This is a genomic window from Jannaschia helgolandensis, from assembly GCF_900109285.1.
Lineage (GTDB): Bacteria > Pseudomonadota > Alphaproteobacteria > Rhodobacterales > Rhodobacteraceae > Jannaschia > Jannaschia helgolandensis.
On the sequence record NZ_FNZQ01000005.1, the window covers coordinates 46,350 to 61,933 of the forward strand.

General features: G+C 62.0%; 13 protein-coding genes and 2 tRNA genes. 6 read left to right on the top strand and 9 right to left on the bottom strand.

Going from position 1 to position 15,584, the window contains the following annotated elements:
- Positions 1 to 297: 297 nt before the first annotated feature.
- Positions 298 to 1,152: a universal stress protein gene (locus tag BMY38_RS12895; RefSeq protein WP_175495880.1), complete on the top strand. Its 855-nt coding sequence runs from the start codon at positions 298 to 300 to the stop codon at positions 1,150 to 1,152.
- Between the two features lie 158 nt (positions 1,153 to 1,310).
- Here the strand turns inward: BMY38_RS12895 and BMY38_RS12900 are convergent, their stop codons facing one another.
- Positions 1,311 to 3,092, bottom strand: a complete 1,782-nt coding sequence (locus BMY38_RS12900; protein WP_092763445.1) for a heavy metal translocating P-type ATPase — start codon at positions 3,090 to 3,092, stop codon at positions 1,311 to 1,313.
- A gap of 475 nt (positions 3,093 to 3,567) precedes the next feature.
- Here BMY38_RS12900 and BMY38_RS12905 point away from each other — a divergent pair.
- The 3 genes from BMY38_RS12905 to BMY38_RS12915 all read left to right on the top strand — a co-directional run bounded on the left by BMY38_RS12905 (position 3,568) and on the right by BMY38_RS12915 (position 4,628).
- Positions 3,568 to 3,644, top strand: a tRNA-Arg gene (locus BMY38_RS12905).
- A 219-nt stretch (positions 3,645 to 3,863) separates the two neighbouring features.
- Positions 3,864 to 3,937, top strand: a tRNA-Gly gene (locus BMY38_RS12910).
- Positions 3,938 to 4,145: 208 nt separating this feature from the next.
- A complete protein-coding gene (locus tag BMY38_RS12915) occupies positions 4,146 to 4,628 on the top strand; it encodes an acyl-CoA thioesterase (RefSeq protein WP_092763447.1) in 483 nt (160 codons plus the stop codon).
- 50 nt (positions 4,629 to 4,678) lie between these two features.
- Here the strand turns inward: BMY38_RS12915 and pgi are convergent, their stop codons facing one another.
- The 4 genes from pgi to BMY38_RS12935 are packed head-to-tail and all read right to left on the bottom strand — an operon-like array spanning position 4,679 to position 9,581.
- Positions 4,679 to 6,268 (bottom strand): glucose-6-phosphate isomerase, encoded by a 1,590-nt coding sequence (gene pgi / locus BMY38_RS12920; protein WP_092763449.1) that lies wholly within the window; start codon positions 6,266 to 6,268, stop codon positions 4,679 to 4,681.
- A gap of 10 nt (positions 6,269 to 6,278) precedes the next feature.
- Entirely contained in the window at positions 6,279 to 6,950 is a 672-nt protein-coding gene (gene pgl, locus BMY38_RS12925; protein WP_092763451.1) for a 6-phosphogluconolactonase, read from the bottom strand.
- Between the two features lie 3 nt (positions 6,951 to 6,953).
- Positions 6,954 to 8,405, bottom strand: coding sequence for a glucose-6-phosphate dehydrogenase (gene zwf, locus BMY38_RS12930; RefSeq protein ID WP_092763453.1), 1,452 nt, complete (start codon positions 8,403 to 8,405; stop codon positions 6,954 to 6,956).
- A 27-nt stretch (positions 8,406 to 8,432) separates the two neighbouring features.
- Positions 8,433 to 9,581, bottom strand: a complete 1,149-nt coding sequence (locus BMY38_RS12935) for an anhydro-N-acetylmuramic acid kinase (protein WP_092763455.1) — start codon at positions 9,579 to 9,581, stop codon at positions 8,433 to 8,435.
- A 64-nt stretch (positions 9,582 to 9,645) separates the two neighbouring features.
- On the opposite strand from BMY38_RS12935, the gene tyrS reads away from it, so the two are divergent.
- Together tyrS and BMY38_RS12945 are read left to right on the top strand one after the other, a co-directional pair.
- Positions 9,646 to 10,899: a tyrosine--tRNA ligase gene (gene tyrS, locus BMY38_RS12940; RefSeq protein WP_092763457.1), complete on the top strand. Its 1,254-nt coding sequence runs from the start codon at positions 9,646 to 9,648 to the stop codon at positions 10,897 to 10,899.
- A 69-nt stretch (positions 10,900 to 10,968) separates the two neighbouring features.
- Complete coding sequence (locus BMY38_RS12945; protein ID WP_092763459.1) at positions 10,969 to 11,208, top strand: DUF2273 domain-containing protein; 240 nt, start codon at positions 10,969 to 10,971, stop codon at positions 11,206 to 11,208.
- Between the two features lie 74 nt (positions 11,209 to 11,282).
- Here BMY38_RS12945 and BMY38_RS12950 read toward each other — a convergent pair whose 3' ends face one another.
- The 4 genes from BMY38_RS12950 to BMY38_RS12965 form a co-directional block, all read right to left on the bottom strand.
- Positions 11,283 to 11,837 carry a peptidylprolyl isomerase gene (locus tag BMY38_RS12950; protein ID WP_092763461.1) on the bottom strand — a complete coding sequence of 185 codons (555 nt, stop codon included), beginning with the start codon at positions 11,835 to 11,837 and terminating at the stop codon, positions 11,283 to 11,285.
- Positions 11,830 to 12,330: a peptidylprolyl isomerase gene (locus BMY38_RS12955; protein ID WP_092763463.1), complete on the bottom strand. Its 501-nt coding sequence runs from the start codon at positions 12,328 to 12,330 to the stop codon at positions 11,830 to 11,832. The genes BMY38_RS12950 and BMY38_RS12955 overlap by 8 nt, the downstream gene beginning before the upstream one ends.
- Before the next feature lie 93 nt (positions 12,331 to 12,423).
- Complete coding sequence (locus BMY38_RS12960; protein ID WP_092763465.1) at positions 12,424 to 13,152, bottom strand: DUF533 domain-containing protein; 729 nt, start codon at positions 13,150 to 13,152, stop codon at positions 12,424 to 12,426.
- A 65-nt stretch (positions 13,153 to 13,217) separates the two neighbouring features.
- Positions 13,218 to 15,575 (bottom strand): TRAP transporter large permease, encoded by a 2,358-nt coding sequence (locus BMY38_RS12965; RefSeq protein ID WP_092763467.1) that lies wholly within the window; start codon positions 15,573 to 15,575, stop codon positions 13,218 to 13,220.
- Positions 15,576 to 15,584: the final 9 nt, after the last annotated feature.

Here is a 15,584-nt window from a genome sequence, read left to right on the forward strand (position 1 = left end):
CTCGTGCGGGCCGACACGTGCCAGACCAACACGGAACCTGCGCCCGTGGATTGATTGATATCAACGGCTGCCACGTTCAGTCTAGGTCACAGCCGCGCCGACGCCGGTATGGGAAATAAGATGCACAGCATCACCTTCCCATCCTCACCGCAGCGGCTTCTGCGTCTGCCCGTTCTGCGCTTCAGATACGTTGATCCCGATCAACCCGCCGCCCGCCATCTCATGGCAGGACTGTCCCAGACGACAGCCGCGACGTTCGCCAAGAGGGTACGGAAACCGCCCGCACGAAAGGTCATCATGAAAAACGCAAGCCTTCTCATCCTGGTCTCCGGTTCTGCAAAGGCCGAAGATCTCGATCCGATGCTGCAATCCGCCGACGCGGAGCGGATGCACCTGTCGTTTCTGGTCCTTGGGGGCCTGCCCCGCACTCCGATCTATGCCTACGGAACGGAAGCCTATGGCATTCCCATGATCCCGGACATCTGGCAGGAGGAAATCGAAACGGCGACCGCTGGGCTGACCGAGACCGCCAAGATGATCGAAGCGCGTCTCGACGCTTCCGGAGCGACCGGCGACGTCGACACTCTCGCCTGCGATATTGCCGCCCTGCCGGCCATCGTCGGCCAGCGGGCGGCAACCTGCGATGCCGTCGTGATATCGAACGACCTGCGGGGCAACGACTCCCTGTTTCGCAACGCCGTCCAGGGCGTCCTCTTTCAATCCCCGTCCGGTGTCATCCTCAATGCGACCCGCGCCGCTTCCGCCCTCCATCCCACCCGCATCTTCATCGCATGGGACACCGGCCTTCCGGCAGCGCGCGCCGTCCATGCCGCCCTGCCCCTGCTGAAGGAAGCGTCTCATGTGACGATCGCGGTCTTCGATCCCGTCACGTCACAGGACCGCTACGGAGAAAACCCCGGTTCGGATGTCGCACGCTGGCTGAGCCATCACGGATGTCATGTCGACCTTCAGCAATATCCGAGTGGCGGAGAAGAGATCGGAACCTGCATCCAGAAGCGCGCTACCGAGACGGGGGCCGATCTGATCGTGATGGGAGCCTATGGCCACTCCCGCATGCGACAGGCCGTCTTCGGAGGGACCACAAAGTCGATGGTCGAGCAGACGGACAGGCCTGTCATGCTCGCGCATTGATCTGCCCGGGACGCGCCATTTTCTTCGGTCTACCGACTTGGCCATCCTGCCAACGATTTCGGCCTTCTTGCCAAGGATAACATGCAGATGGCGACGTGGCGCGGCCGACCGGAGGAAAATTATCCCGACACTCCGGCCAGACGTGCCGGGGCGCAAATTCAGGGTGTTCCTGAAATTCCATCCCGCAGGCCCTGATCCGCGGTTTGTCGCAGGTCCGTCTGTCCGGCCACCTGCGGATTTATCCTCAGGGCGCGGAGCGCGTTGAGGATGACCGCAATGTCGATAACCTCCTGCAACAGTGCGCCCTGGACCGGGGTGATATACCCCAGCGCTGCAACGACCGATGCGGCCGCGCCGCGGGCCCCCATGGCCACGCCGACGTCTGCCGACGCCAGCGCAGGCGCATCGTTCACGCCGTCGCCCACCATCATCACCGTCCCGTGGCTCCGCTCGGAAAGAACCAGGCTTACCTTCTGATCGGGTGTCAGGTCGGCGTGAACCCCGTCCAGCCCCAGAGTGCCGGAAACCGCATCCGCGACGACGCGACGATCGCCTGTCGCCAGTATGATCCGCTGGATTCCGGCTTTCCTCAGGCCCGCAAGAAGCGTGGCGGTGCCGGATCGCAATGAATCTGCCAGAACGAAATGACCGGCCAGCACCCCATCGACTCCCAGGGCGACAACCACGGAACCCGGATCACCGGAAACCCGGCTGACGTCGTTGACGACATTGCCCGAGGTGCGGGCAGCGACGAAGCCGGGGCTCCCGACCAGAACGGCCTGACCGTTGATAGTGCCCGCAACGCCCTCGCCTGCGGTTTCCACGACATCCGCAGGGACCGGCAGAACAAGGCCGCGGTCCCGAGCTACGGCGACGATGGCCTGTGCAATGGGATGTTTCGACGCCTGATCCATGGCCGCGGCAAGAAACAGCATGTCATCGCCGGACAGGTTGCCATGCGACTGTGTGGACACGATCCGGGGTTGCCCGTCGGTCAGCGTGCCGGTTTTGTCCAGGATCAGCGTGCGGATGCCTGCCAGCGCCTCAAGCGGCGCAGCCCCTTTGACCAGCACGCCGAAATGCGTGGCCCGCGACAGCCCGGCCACAAGCGCTACCGGCACCGCCAGGATCAGCGGACACGGAGTCGCCACGACCAGCACGGCGACCGCCCTGACCGGATCGCCCGTGAACCACCAGGCCGCCGTCGCCAGCGCTACGGTCACGGCCAGGAAAAGCAGCGAATAGCGATCAGCCATACGCGCCATCGGTGCCTTGGACTTCTGTGCCGCCTCGACCAGCCTGACAATGCCGGCATAGGTGCTGTCCGCCGCGCGGCGGCCTGCGCGCAGATCGAACGCTTCGCCCGCATTCATCGCGCCGCTCATCACGTCGTGTCCCTGCGCCAGACGAATGGGCATCGCCTCGCCCGTCAGTGCAGACTGATCGACCAGCGCCGCGTCACTTGCCACCGTGCCGTCGACGGGTGCCACTTCGCCCCGGCGGACCAACAGCAGATCGCCTGGTTCGATACAATCAAGGGAAACATCCTCCAATGTGCCGTCCGCATATCGCGTGGCGCTTCTGGGGACCCGCGACAACAAGGCGCTCATCTCGCGTCGCGCGCGGCCTGCGGCGAAGCTTTCCAGATAGGTTCCGCCCGAATACATCACCGCCACGACGGCTGCGGCCAGCGTTTCGCCGAACACGAGCGCGGCCGACATCGACAGGGCCGCGACGATATCGAGACCGACATCTCCGTTTCGAAGACTGCGCACGATCTCGACCAGGAGCGCGGCAAGGATCGGCACGACACCGACCGACCACACAAGATCCGCTGACCCGCCACGGCCCATGGCAAGAAGCGCAAGCCCTGTCAGCAGGCCCAGAAGCCCGATGACCAGAAGTGCCAGATCCCGGCGTGTCGATAAGAATGCCGCCATCCGTGTATTCCTTCCAGATCGGTTTGTGCGCCGCTTCATCTTCGAACGTCGCATCTGCGATGCCCCGGTTTCGGTGCGAAGGCCGGCCATGCGAAATCCAGGTGCACCGCTGGCAGGATGACGTCGCAGGCTAAGGTCCTGAATTGCAGCCATTGCCGGTTGATCGAAATCAACCTCTCTCGCCAACCGCTCCGAATACGCGTTCGCATCGGTCCGGGTGATGAGGATCGGGTTCTTGCGGCCCCGGCGCGTCGGTATGCGAGGCAAGCTCCCTGCATTAATATGGCGTCACCGGACCCGGCCGCGCCGCGCCGCCCTGCGCATCAGCGAACTGGTGTTTCAGGGGTAAATCAGATGTCCGGGCAACGTCCGACTTGGATCACCCCTATATCCGACGTGGATCACCCTTGGATCGACCCGGTCAAAATCGGGTCTTGCACCCTGTCGCAACGGGGGCTATCTCGCCCCTCGTAGTGCGCTGGTAGCTCAGTTGGATAGAGTACTTGACTACGAATCAAGGGGTCGGGGGTTCGAATCCTCCCCAGCGCGCCAAAGCCTCCTTTTCCGCAATAGCTTGCAGCCCGATGCTCGGCATCATTCCGATGGTCGCCGCCTGAACCATCTGCCCGCAGCATCCGCTCGCCCAAGGGGCACGTCATTCTTTGACGAACGGACTCTATACAAATCGGGTTGGATTTAGGGCGCAGGACGTTTGCCCGCGACCGATATTGCCTTGAAGACAGCGCAGGATTTGGCTACCCCGTAATGTATGCGGGTGTAGCTCAATGGTAGAGCATTTGCTTCCCAAGCAAGTGACGAGGGTTCGATTCCCTTCACCCGCTCCAATCCTGCCGACCTCGCGTTCTCGCCCTCTAACCTCCTGCAGGGAATGGGCCAGCTCCGCAGTTCATCACAGGCGGGAAACAGAAATGTCGCCTGCGTTTGCAATCTCAACCCGAGGCATATCCCTTCAATTATTTTTAATATTTTCAATGCTTTACACAGCTACATTAATGTGGTTGCGCCCGTGTCACCCGGCGCTAAAACCTCCGCATGACAATCCCGCTTCTGACATCCCTCGCCAGTGCCGCCCTGCGGGACATCGGCATCCCGGCCCCCTTTACCTTCGGACAGGCCGACCGCGTGCGCTTTCACGAATTGGATGTGCTCAACCACGTCAACAACGCCCGCTACCTGTCCTGGTTCGAGACATTTCGCATCGCCTATCTTCGCGACTACGGCATCAGCACATACTCCGATATAGCAAGCCGCCCGGTGCTGGTGCTGAAATCCGTCGCCGTCGACTACAAGGCCCCGCTGCACCTTGAGGATATCTACATCGTCGCCGGACGCACACGCGCGTTTCGCAATACATCCTGGACGATGGAATACGGCGTCTGGTCCGAAGGACGTCTCTGCGCGACAAGCACGGCAGTTATTGTGCTGATGGAAGCGGATATTGTCACACGTAAAAAGCTGCCTGACAGTTATGTCAAAGCGTTCACCGGACGCGACGGTGCGGTTTACGAGGGGTGAGCGGGTAAAGTCGGTCCCCCCAGCATTGTATGTTGACCAAGGATGAAATGTCAGCCGCGCCAAGCCTGCAGTTTCGCAAGAAGCGTACGGGTTGACGCGTCCTTGGCCGACGCGTCGCCCCCTTCGACCAGCGGACCCAGCGAAGTGGCCAGTTCCTTGCCGAGTTCCACCCCCCATTGGTCGAAACTGTTGATATCGAGCATCATACCTTCGACGAAAACCCGGTGTTCATAGAGCGCGACGATACCGCCCAGAACCTCGGGCGTGAGGCGCGGATAGATCAGCGTCGTAGACGGGCGATTGCCTGGGAACACGCGGTGGGCTGCCTGACGTTCCAGTTCCGCGCCCTCGAAGCGGTCGGCGATGGTGGCGCGTGCTTCGTCAAGGCCGCGTCCTTTCAGCAAAGCTTCTGACTGGGCCAGGCAGTTGGCGATCAGCAATCTGTGGTGATGATCCAGCGCCGGTTCCGACCCCATTGCCGCGATCATGAATTCGCAGGGAACCGGCGTGATGCCCTGATGGATCAACTGGTAGAACGCGTGCTGTCCGTTGGTCCCCGGCTCCCCCCAGACGACGGGACCGGCGGGGCCAGGCAACGGATCGCCCGCCATGGTGACGCCCTTGCCGTTGCTCTCCATCTCAAGTTGCTGAAGGTAGGCGGGCAGGCGCGACAAACGGTTGTCATAGGGCAGCACGGCGCGGGTCGGATAGCCGCAGACCTGATGGTGCCATATGCCCTGCAAGGCCAGCAGAACAGGCATGTTTTCCGCCAGGGGCGCGGTGCGGAAATGGGCGTCCATTTCGCGCGCGCCTTTCAGGAAGGCATCGAAATTGCCCGGTCCGATGGCAATCATCAGCGACAGGCCGATCGGACCCCAGACAGAATAGCGTCCACCCACCCAATCCTCAAACCCGAAGACGCGGGACGGGTCGATACCGAAGGCGGTGGTCTTGTCTTCCGCCGTCGATAGCGCCGCAAACTGCGCCGCCGGGTCGCTTATCGTTTCCGCCATCCAGTCGCGGGCGGTACGTGCGTTGGTCAGCGTCTCGATCGTTGTAAACGTCTTGGATGCGACGATCACCAGCGTCGTCGCCGGGTCCAGATGTCGCGCCGTGTCGGCCCAATCGGCCCCGTCAACATTCGATACGAAATGGCAGCGCGGGCCGTCGTGGAACGGCGCCAGGGCCAGCGTCGCCATCGCCGGACCAAGGTCCGATCCGCCGATGCCGATATTTACTACATCAGTGATGCGCCCGCCCTGCCCCTGAAAGGTGCCGTCGCGCACGTCGCCCGCGAAGGCTCGCATCCGTTTTAGCGTCGCCTGAACGCCCGGCATCACATCGGACCCATCGACCATCACCGCGTCCTGTCCGCGCAATGCGGTGTGCAAGACGGCGCGATCCTCGGTCTGGTTGATGCGCTCGCCCGCGAACATCGCATCGCGGCGTGCGGGCAGGTCGGATGCCATTCCAAGCAGAGTGTCCAGCGCATCGACGGCCAGAGTGGTCTTGGACATATCGAACATGAATGCCCCGGCACTGACCTGCATTCTGCAGTTTCGATTGTCATCCTTCAACAAATCAGCAATGCGCTGCTTGGGTTGCCCACGCAGAGTTTCAATCCCTGTCCAGAAGTTCATCGTCGTCTCCTCAAGGGGCCCAGTGGACGGTGGCGTCCTTCAGGAAGGCAGCTATCGGCGCGGTCATCGGGTCAAGTTTGCGGGCGCGTTCCAGGACCGCACGCTTCTCGTCCCCCATGATCAGAATGTGGGTTTCCATCGCTTCCGACAACACCCGGCGCGATAGGGTGACACGCGGTTCCTCCGCCCCCTCGGCGCGCATCGGCACAAGGATCGGGGCCGCGTTCGACATCGCAAGCGCCAGTTTATCGGCACCGGGAAAAAGGCTGGCAGTGTGCATGTCCGGCCCCATCCCCAGAAGCAGAAGCGAGATCGGAAATTCGCCTTCGAAACCGGGCTCCAGCGCAGGGATGCCGTCTTCCGGAGTTGCCGCGTCATTCACCATCGGGACCAGCGTCGCCTTTGCCGCCTGGCCCGTTAGCAGGGTCGTTTTCAAAAGTGTCGTATTTGACCGCGGATGTCCTTCCGGGACCCAGCGTTCGTCATTCAGGAAGACATGGACGCGCGACCAGTCAAGGTCGACGCCGGACAATATCTCGAAGATCGGACCGGGGGACGACCCGCCGGACACGCAAAAACTGGCGTGATCGTGGACCATCAGACTGTTCTTGAGTGCCGAAGCCAGTCTGTCCGCCAGCCCCATGGCCAGCATTTCACGGTCGGCATATTCCTGCAAATCCATAGATCAATCCTCCAGATCGCGCCACCGACGTCCATCGCGATGCATCAGCATAAGCGCGTCCTCCGGCCCCGAAGAGCCTTGCGCATAGGCTTGCGGCCTGTCGCCGCGTTCTTCCCAGCCCTCGATGATCGGGTCGGTCCAGGCCCAGGCCGCCTCGACCTCGTCACCGCGCATGAACAGGGTCTGGTTGCCGCGGATCACATCCATGATGAGCCGCTCGTAAGCATCGGGTATTTCCTCGCCATCGGGTCCAAGTGCCTCCGCGAACGACATGTCCAGCGGCACATTGACCAGACGCATACCGCCCGGCCCCGGTTCCTTGATCGTGACCGACAGGTCCATGCCTTCGTCCGGTTGCAGGCGGATCGTCAGCGCGTTGGCCATCGACCCTTCGTCACGATCGAAGATGGAATGCGAGGTCTCCTTGAACTGGATGACGATCTCGGACATCCGCTTGGTCATGCGCTTTCCGGTCCGCAGGTAGAAGGGTACGTGCTTCCACCGCCAGTTCGAGATGCCGATTTTCAGCGCGACATAGGATTCGGTGCGCGAATCCGGGTTTTCAGCGTCCTCCACATAGGATGGCTCCTTGCCCGCCTTATACTGGCCGCGCACGACGTCCTTTTGGCCAACCGGGTCCAAAGCACGGATTACCTTCAGTTTTTCGTCGCGCAGGCGATCCGGATCGAACTGACTGGGCGGTTCCATCGCGGTCAGGCAAAGCAATTGCATCAGATGGTTCTGCACCATGTCCCGCATCGCGCCAGACTTGTCGTAATAACTGCCGCGCCCGCCGACACCGACGGTCTCGGCCACAGTGATCTGTACGTGATCGATATAGCGTTCGTTCCAGAGCGGTTCGAACAATACGTTGGCAAAGCGCACAGCCATCAGGTTCTGCACCGTTTCCTTGCCCAGAAAATGGTCGATACGGTAGATTTGCGTCTCGTCGAAACTGGCGGCCAGATCGGCGTTCAGCTTTTTGGCAGTCTCGAGGTCCGTACCGAAAGGTTTCTCCACCACAAGCCGCGAATTTTCGCAGGCGATGCCATGGGACCGCAGCTTTTCCGCCAGCGTTCCGAAGATTGAAGGTGCGACCGAAAAGTAGAATGCCTTGATCGCCTCGTCGCGAACCGATTTCTTCAGTTCGGCCCAGCCACTGTCGCCTTTGGCATCGATAGCGATATAGCTGCACTGATTCAGAAACGCTTCGATGGTCGCCTTGTCGCGCTTGGATTTGGAGACGAATTCATCCAAAGCTTCTGCAACCAGTTTCCGAAAACCGGCGTCGTCCAGCTTGGACCGCGCGGCACCTATCACGCGCGCATCCTGTGGCATCTGACCGGCCAGGAACCGACGATATAGCGAAGGCAGGATCTTGCGTGTGGCAAGGTCGCCTGTGGCCCCGAAAAGAACCAGATCGAACGTATCGACGGGAATCGTGCGAGAGACCATGAGACGGCTCCTGTTTTTCTGTTACCGCTAACGGGCCTTCGTTACCCGGCGGCTTGATGTGTGTCTAGCCGTTGTGGGCAGGCTGTCCAATACACCGTCTGGGCGGCTGACCTGACCGCCGCCGACGCGCGCCTTTACGCCGGTCGTTTCGGGGAAGCTGGTGGGCAGGCCGCGCAAGACGCGCACTGCAAGGAAGGCAAAGGCCTGCGCCTCCAGCATGTCACCGTTCAGGCCCACATCTTCGATGGGGGCGACGTCGACCGTAAGGGCCGTCAGCGCGTCCATGATAGCCGGGTTCAGGCGTCCGCCGCCCGTCACCAGAAGGCGCGTCGGCATTGTCGGGCATTGCGTCAGCGCGTGACCGACACTGGCCGCGATCACGGCAACCCAGGTCGCGGCGGCATGGCTGGGCGGCAGGGCGTCGATAGCAGCCCCGGCCTGTCGGAAGGCGTCCCGGTCGAGCGATTTCGGCGGCATCCGGTAGAAATAGGTGTGGTGCATCAGTTGCGCGACAAGGTCCGGGGCGGCGCAGCCTTCCCGCGCCAAGGCACCGTCCCGGTCGAATGGCTGACCCAGCCAATCCATGCAGAGATCATTGATCGGCGCATTCGCGGGGCCGGTGTCGAAGGCCAGAAGCGCGCCATCGTCCTCCATCGCGCGGGCCGGGTCGATCCACGTCAGATTGCCGACGCCACCCAGATTGAGGATCGCAATTGGCTGCACAGCACCGATATGGCGCGCGCAGGCATGGTGGAAGGCCGGGGCCAGCGGCGCGCCCTCGCCGCCCAGCGTGACATCGGAAGTGCGGAAATCCCAGACGACGGGGGTTTGCAACACCTCGGCCAGAAGCGCGCCGTCGCCGACCTGATGCGTGCGGCGGCCTGCGGGGTCATGGGCCAACGTCTGACCGTGGAAACCGACGACCTGCACGCCTTTAAAACGCGACAACAGGCGGGCATGCGCGGTTTCCACGACTTCCGCAGCCTGTGCCACACCCGCCTCGCCCGGCCAGCGGCCCATGGCGGCAGCGATCACCGCGCGGTCGGTGGCGGTATATTCCTGGTAGTCGCTGGCCCCGAACCCGGCGATCGTTTCGCCATCGGTCAGCAGCTCCGCCGCATCGACGCCATCCATTGACGTGCCGGACATCGCCCCAAGGGCGCGAATGGGCTCCATGCGACTTTCCCTCACCTGTTGCCCGCGTTAAGGCGGGTCCAGTCACAGATGTACCGGAAGACCCATGACCTACCACCCCAAATCAGACTTCATGCGCGTGATGACGGAGCGCGGCTTTCTGGCCGACTGCACCGATTATCAGGGGCTGGACGAAGCTTTGATCGCAGGCATCGTGCCGGGATATATCGGCTTCGACGCAACTGCGTCGTCGCTGCACGTCGGATCATTGATCCAGATCATGATGCTGCGCTGGTTGCAGAAATGCGGTGGCAAGCCGATTGTTCTGATGGGTGGGGGCACGACCAAGGTGGGCGACCCCAGCTTTCGCGCCGACGAACGCCCGCTGCTGACAGAAGAACAGATCGATGCGAACATCGCGGGCATTCGCGCGGTATTCGATAGTTACATATCGTTCGGCGACGGAGCGTCCGACGCCCTGTTGCTGAACAATGCGGAATGGCTCGACGGGCTGAATTATCTGACGTTCCTGCGCGATGTCGGGCGCCATTTCAGTATCAACCGGATGCTGTCGTTCGAGAGCGTGAAGTCCCGGCTGGACAGGGAACAATCGCTGTCGTTCCTCGAGTTCAACTACATGATCCTTCAGGCCTACGACTTCATGGAACTGCATCGCCGTCACGGTTGCCTTTTGCAGATGGGCGGATCGGATCAATGGGGCAACATCGTCAACGGCATCGACCTGACGCGGCGCATTCTGGACGATGCCGTGTTCGGCCTGACTTCGCCCCTGCTGACCACATCGGACGGCAAGAAGATGGGCAAGTCGCAGTCGGGGGCGATCTGGCTGAACGGCGACCTGCTGTCGGCCTATGAGTTCTGGCAATTCTGGCGCAACACGACAGACGCCGACGTGGGGCGGTTCCTCAAGCTCTATACGGAGATTCCGGTCGAGGAATGCGACCGTCTTGGCGCGCTGGAGGGGTCGGACATCAACGCGGCAAAGGTGCGGCTTGCCAACGAGGTCACAACCCTTTTGTATGGCGCTGACGCGGCGGCAGCTGCGGAAGCCACGGCCCGCGAAGTCTTCGAGAAAGGCGGCGCGGGGGACGACCTGCCGACTGCCATCGTTTCATCGTCCGAGGCTGCCGAGGGCATTTCCATTGTCCAGTTGTTTGTCCGCGCAGGATTGGCCAGGTCCGGCAAGGAAGCGAAACGCCTGATCGCCGAAGGCGGAGCGAAAATCAACGATGCGGCCGTGACCGACCCCGGACTGGTTCTGGATGCGACTGACTTGGCCTGCCAGGTCAAACTGTCCGCTGGACGCAAGCGGCATGCGCTGATCCGTATGACAGATTGACGCGGGAACCATGCATATCGGTCGAAAGTTTGGTTGTCGTCGACCAATCGCAATTACAGGAGGACCGCCATGAGCCCCCCCGACACAAATATTGAGAAGCAGAAGCAGAAGCACGCAGGTCCGATCATCGGAATTACTGCGGGTTTGGTCTTCGCCGCTATCATTCTGGTCGTCTATCTGTTCTTTATCGTTTCACCCGAAGACAACTCGCCGGACAATACGCCGACCGGAGATGCGGTCCAGACCGATGGCAATGCCACCATCCAACCGAGCGATGCGGCGACGGATCAGAACCCGTCAAGCAACTGATCTATTGCTTAAATTTGCTAGGGCCGCCTTTATGGGGCGGCCTTTGCAATCCATTCTAATGATCGGCTTCGATTTCAATCGATGACGCGAACCTCGGTCATTACGTCCGGATTGTCCTGAACGCTGCCGTTCGGCCCCTGCCCGCGCTTGATCTTCTCGACGACGTCCATGCCGCCGGTCACGCGCCCGACTACGGTGTATTGACCATTCAGGTTCGCCGCAGGGGCGAACATGATGAAAAACTGGCTGTTGGCGGAATTCGGATTGGACGACCGTGCCATGCCGACCACGCCCTCCTCGTAGGGAATGTCCGAAAATTCCGCGTCCAGGTCGGGACGGTCACTGCCACCTGTTCCGGCCAGATCGAGGTTGGTGCCGGCGCGACCATACTGCACGTCGCCGGTCTGGGCCATGAAGCCATCGATCACGCGATGGAAAACGACGCCGTCATAGGCCCCTGCTTCGGCCAGCGCCTTGATCTGAGCAACGTGAGCCGGAGCCACGTCTTCCAGCAGGTCGATGGTGATCGTGCCATTCGCTTCGCCCGTCACGTCGATTTCGAGGCCGACGGCGAATGCGGCAGATGCCGACGAGAGGCTGATCGCCAGAGCACAAAATATCTTACGCATCGGCAGCCACCTTGACGGAGATCATCTTGTCGGGGTTCGCGGGCGGCTCGCCACGGGCGATCTTGTCGACATGGTCCATGCCCTGGGTGACGCGGCCATAGACGGTATACTGCCGGTTCAGGAAATGATTGTCGCCGAAGTTGATGAAAAACTGGCTGTTGGCAGAATCCGGGCTGGCAGAACGGGCCGCGCCAAGGGTGCCACGGTCATGCGGCACGCCGGAAAATTCAGCCTTGAGATCGGGCTTTTCGCTGCCGCCGGTTCCGGCGCGCGCGGTGTTGCCGCCCTCCTTGCCATGCTCGACGTCGCCGGTCTGCGCCATGAAGCCATCGATCACGCGGTGAAAAACCACCCCGTCGTAGGCGCCTTCACGGACCAGTTCCTTCATCCGTTCGCAGTGACCGGGCGCTACGTCGGGCAACAGTTCGATATGGACGGGGCCGTCCTTCAACTCGATGATGATGGTGTTCTCGGGGTCTTTGATGTCGGCCATCGGGGCCTCCTGATGTGGTGTCCGGCGATTAGCTAGGGCATCGGGCGGGCAAGGGAAACCCATCGTCCGCTCGCGACACGCGTAACGGTTGCATTATGCCTGTTTGCCAGCGGCGACATGTAGGCGCTCAATCTCTTGCGGGTCCAGTGCCAGCGCCGTGGCGAACCGTTGCAGATAGGCCCGTTCCGACGACGCATCGGGGTCGATGGCAGTCAGGGCGGCGGCATAGACCTCGGCCTCGTGACCGCGGGGAACGTCGCGGGCCAGCGCTTCCGGGTTCAGCGGCTCGGACAGGGCGTCGCGGATGGCCTGTTGATCTTCGGGCGTGTCGGCATCGCCCATGATGTCGTCCAGAGCCTGCCGTTCCCCGGCGTCGATTTCACCGTCAGCGCGCACAGCCTGACCGATCGCCCGGATCATTGCGGCGGCCGTTGCTTCGTCCTGCGGGCCCTGTTCGGCGCGGCGCATCACATCAGCGTCACTGCCCTGCGCCATGGCAGACCCGCCCGCCATCGCGGCCAATCCGCCCAACAGTCCCCCCATACCACCAGAGCGAGCCGTGCCGGTGGCCCCACCAAGCGAGCTTAGTATGCCGCCCAGACCGCCCGATGAACCGGCGCCCGTCGTGCCGCCGCCCAATGACCCGAGCAAACCGCCAAGACCCCCGGATGACGACGACCCGGCGGTGGTTGTGGACGATCCGCCTGCCCCGGCCAGCCTGTCCTTGAGTCCGGCCATGCCGCCGCCTTTGCGGAACGCCTGATAGCCCTTGGCGGCTGCAAAAGCCAAAGCCATTCTCATGGCAGTTTTCTTGAGCGACATCGGAAATCTCCCGGCTGGTTCAGATGCCGGGAGATCTAGCACGGGTCGCAGCTGGGGCCACAGGTTCAGTTCGAAGGCAGCAGGTTCGGCACGATCGTGACGATTGACGGGAAAATCCACAGGATTGCCAGACCCAGAACCTGGATCAGCACGAAGGGGATCACCCCGCGATAGATATGCCCCGTCGTCACCTGCTTGGGCGCGACGCCCCGCAGATAGAACAATGCGAACCCGAAAGGCGGCGTCAGGAAAGACGTCTGAAGGTTCACCGCGATCATGATCGTGACCCACTTCGGATCGAAGGTGCCGCCATAAATGACAGGCCCGACGATGGGAATGACGATGTAGATGATCTCCAGGAAATCGAGGACGAAGCCCAGCACGAACAGTACCAGCATCACGATCAGGAAGACTTTCAATTCGCTGTCGAAGCTTTTGAGGAAGTCCTGGATGTAATATTCTCCGCCAAAGGAAATCAGCACCAGGTTCAGCAGCTGCGACCCGATCAGGATGGTGAAGACCATCGACGTAACCTTGGCCGTCTCGCGCACGACAGGGCCCAGAACGCCGGTGCGCAGCAATACCCAGGAGGCATAGAGCAGGCCCAGAAACGCCCCGTGATAGGCCAGTTGCGCGATGATCAGCGCGATCCAGTCGGCGGCGGTCGTGGTTGCCAGCCCTGTGCGCAGGTCGAAATTCACGCCGAACAGCAGCATGACCACGATGGCCAGCGACGCCAGCAGGATCGACACGCCGGAGCGGCCTTCTTCCTGCAACTTGCGATAGGCAGCCAGCATGATCGCGCCACCGGCACCCAAAGCCGCGGCGGGCGTCGGGTTGGTGATGCCCCCGAGGATGGACCCCAGGACGGCAATGATCAGGACCAGCGGCGGGAACACGACCCGGATTAGTTCGTTCTGCGCCAGACGTTCGAAGGCGGGCCAGACGCCGTAGAGCGTGATCGCCATCGGTACCGCCATCAGGACAAATGTGGTGCCCGGTGACGTCATAGGTCCGATCAGCACGGCATCAAGGATGAAGGCCAGCAAGACGCCGCCCGCCCCGATCAGCAGAGGCCGCGCATCGGCCAGTGGATTGATGCCCCGCGCGGCGGCCAGAACGATGCCCATGCCGATGAACAGGATCGCAATTCCGGAACCGATGGGGGCGGCATTTCCGATTGCCGCAGTGCGCGCGGCGATCAGTTCTTCTGCCGAAAGCTGACGAGACAGCTGCACTCCGCCCGCATCGTTGATTGCGGCCTGTTCGGCAACGGCGATGTCCCAGGCTTCCTGACCATGCAACTCGATCATCGCGGCCTGACACGAGGCGGAGACGTTGGTGCGCAGTGAGGAGGTTTCACCCGCCTCGCTGAAACTGCTGACGGCAACATCCTGCGGTCCGATCAGTCCTGCGAAGCCAAGGGCGATAGCCCCTACGATCAAAAGGATCGGCACACCGACAAGCCAGAGCAAGGCGTCCTGTTTGGTCGTGGTCGAGGGGCGGCCCTCCTCGAACTGGACAGCCGGAGCTTTGGATGGATTCAAGAGGGCGTAGCCGAAGGCATAGGCCCCATACAGGAACGCCAGGAAGATGCCCGGCAGGAGAGCCGCCTGAAACAGAGTGCCGACCGAGACGACGGCGGGCTGCCCCAGATAGGTCAGCGCATCTGAGCAGCCGGCCAGTGCGGCCCGCTGTTCCTGCGCGGTAGAATAGATGTCACCTGCCAGTGTGCCCAACAGGACAATCACGATGGACGGCGGAATGATCTGACCCAGGGTTCCGCTTGCAGCGATCACGCCGGTCGCCAGTTCGGGCGAGTAATTATTGCGCAGCATCGTCGGCAGGGCCAGCAGCCCCATGGTTACGACGGTCGCGCCCACGATGCCGGTCGAGGCGGCAAGAAAGGCCCCGACGATCACGATGGAGACGGCCAGGCCGCCCGGCAAGGGGCCGAAAACGCGCGCCATCGTGGTCAGCAGGTCGTTGGCGATTTTCGAGCGTTCCAGCGTAATGCCCATCATCACGAACATCAGCACCGCCAGCAGCGTTTCAATCGACGCACCTGCGATCACACGCTCGTTCATGCGATTGACGATGAAGCCAATGTTGCGGTCCAGCGCGGTTTCCCAGCCCTGCGGGAAAAGGGACACCGCCTCGCGCGGAAGGTCAGGGTATCGGAAAACCGAGATGCTGTCGCGGGCGACGCCTTCGGCGATCAGGGCGGCATATTCGGCAGAGTTGGTCGCGATGGCCTGATGGATCAGGATGCCCGCGCTATCGAGAGCGGCGATGATCGCGAAGCTGATCGTGCCGGCACCCGCAATGGCGAAGGCCACCGGGAAGCCCGACATGATCCCCCCGAACAGGCAAAGGAAGACGATGATCAGGCCGACTTCGACCCCGTCCAAACCGAAAAGCATCTCGTGTCC

Excerpts from the sequence above, each read along its gene's own strand:
- pgi (WP_092763449.1), bottom strand. The coding sequence starts at position 6,268 with ATGAACTTCTGGACAGGGATTGAAACTCTGCGTGGGCAACCCAAGCAG.
- zwf (WP_092763453.1), bottom strand. The coding sequence starts at position 8,405 with ATGGTCTCTCGCACGATTCCCGTCGATACGTTCGATCTGGTTCTTTTC.
- BMY38_RS12950 (WP_092763461.1), bottom strand. The coding sequence starts at position 11,837 with ATGCGTAAGATATTTTGTGCTCTGGCGATCAGCCTCTCGTCGGCATCT.
- BMY38_RS12965 (WP_092763467.1), bottom strand. The coding sequence starts at position 15,575 with ATGCTTTTCGGTTTGGACGGGGTCGAAGTCGGCCTGATCATCGTCTTC.
- BMY38_RS12960 (WP_092763465.1), bottom strand. The coding sequence starts at position 13,152 with ATGTCGCTCAAGAAAACTGCCATGAGAATGGCTTTGGCTTTTGCAGCC.
- BMY38_RS12900 (WP_092763445.1), bottom strand. The coding sequence starts at position 3,092 with ATGGCGGCATTCTTATCGACACGCCGGGATCTGGCACTTCTGGTCATC.
- BMY38_RS12915 (WP_092763447.1), top strand. The coding sequence starts at position 4,146 with ATGACAATCCCGCTTCTGACATCCCTCGCCAGTGCCGCCCTGCGGGAC.
- BMY38_RS12945 (WP_092763459.1), top strand. The coding sequence starts at position 10,969 with ATGAGCCCCCCCGACACAAATATTGAGAAGCAGAAGCAGAAGCACGCA.
- pgl (WP_092763451.1), bottom strand. The coding sequence starts at position 6,950 with ATGGATTTGCAGGAATATGCCGACCGTGAAATGCTGGCCATGGGGCTG.
- BMY38_RS12935 (WP_092763455.1), bottom strand. The coding sequence starts at position 9,581 with ATGGAGCCCATTCGCGCCCTTGGGGCGATGTCCGGCACGTCAATGGAT.
- BMY38_RS12955 (WP_092763463.1), bottom strand. The coding sequence starts at position 12,330 with ATGGCCGACATCAAAGACCCCGAGAACACCATCATCATCGAGTTGAAG.
- BMY38_RS12895 (WP_175495880.1), top strand. The coding sequence starts at position 298 with ATGAAAAACGCAAGCCTTCTCATCCTGGTCTCCGGTTCTGCAAAGGCC.
- tyrS (WP_092763457.1), top strand. The coding sequence starts at position 9,646 with ATGACCTACCACCCCAAATCAGACTTCATGCGCGTGATGACGGAGCGC.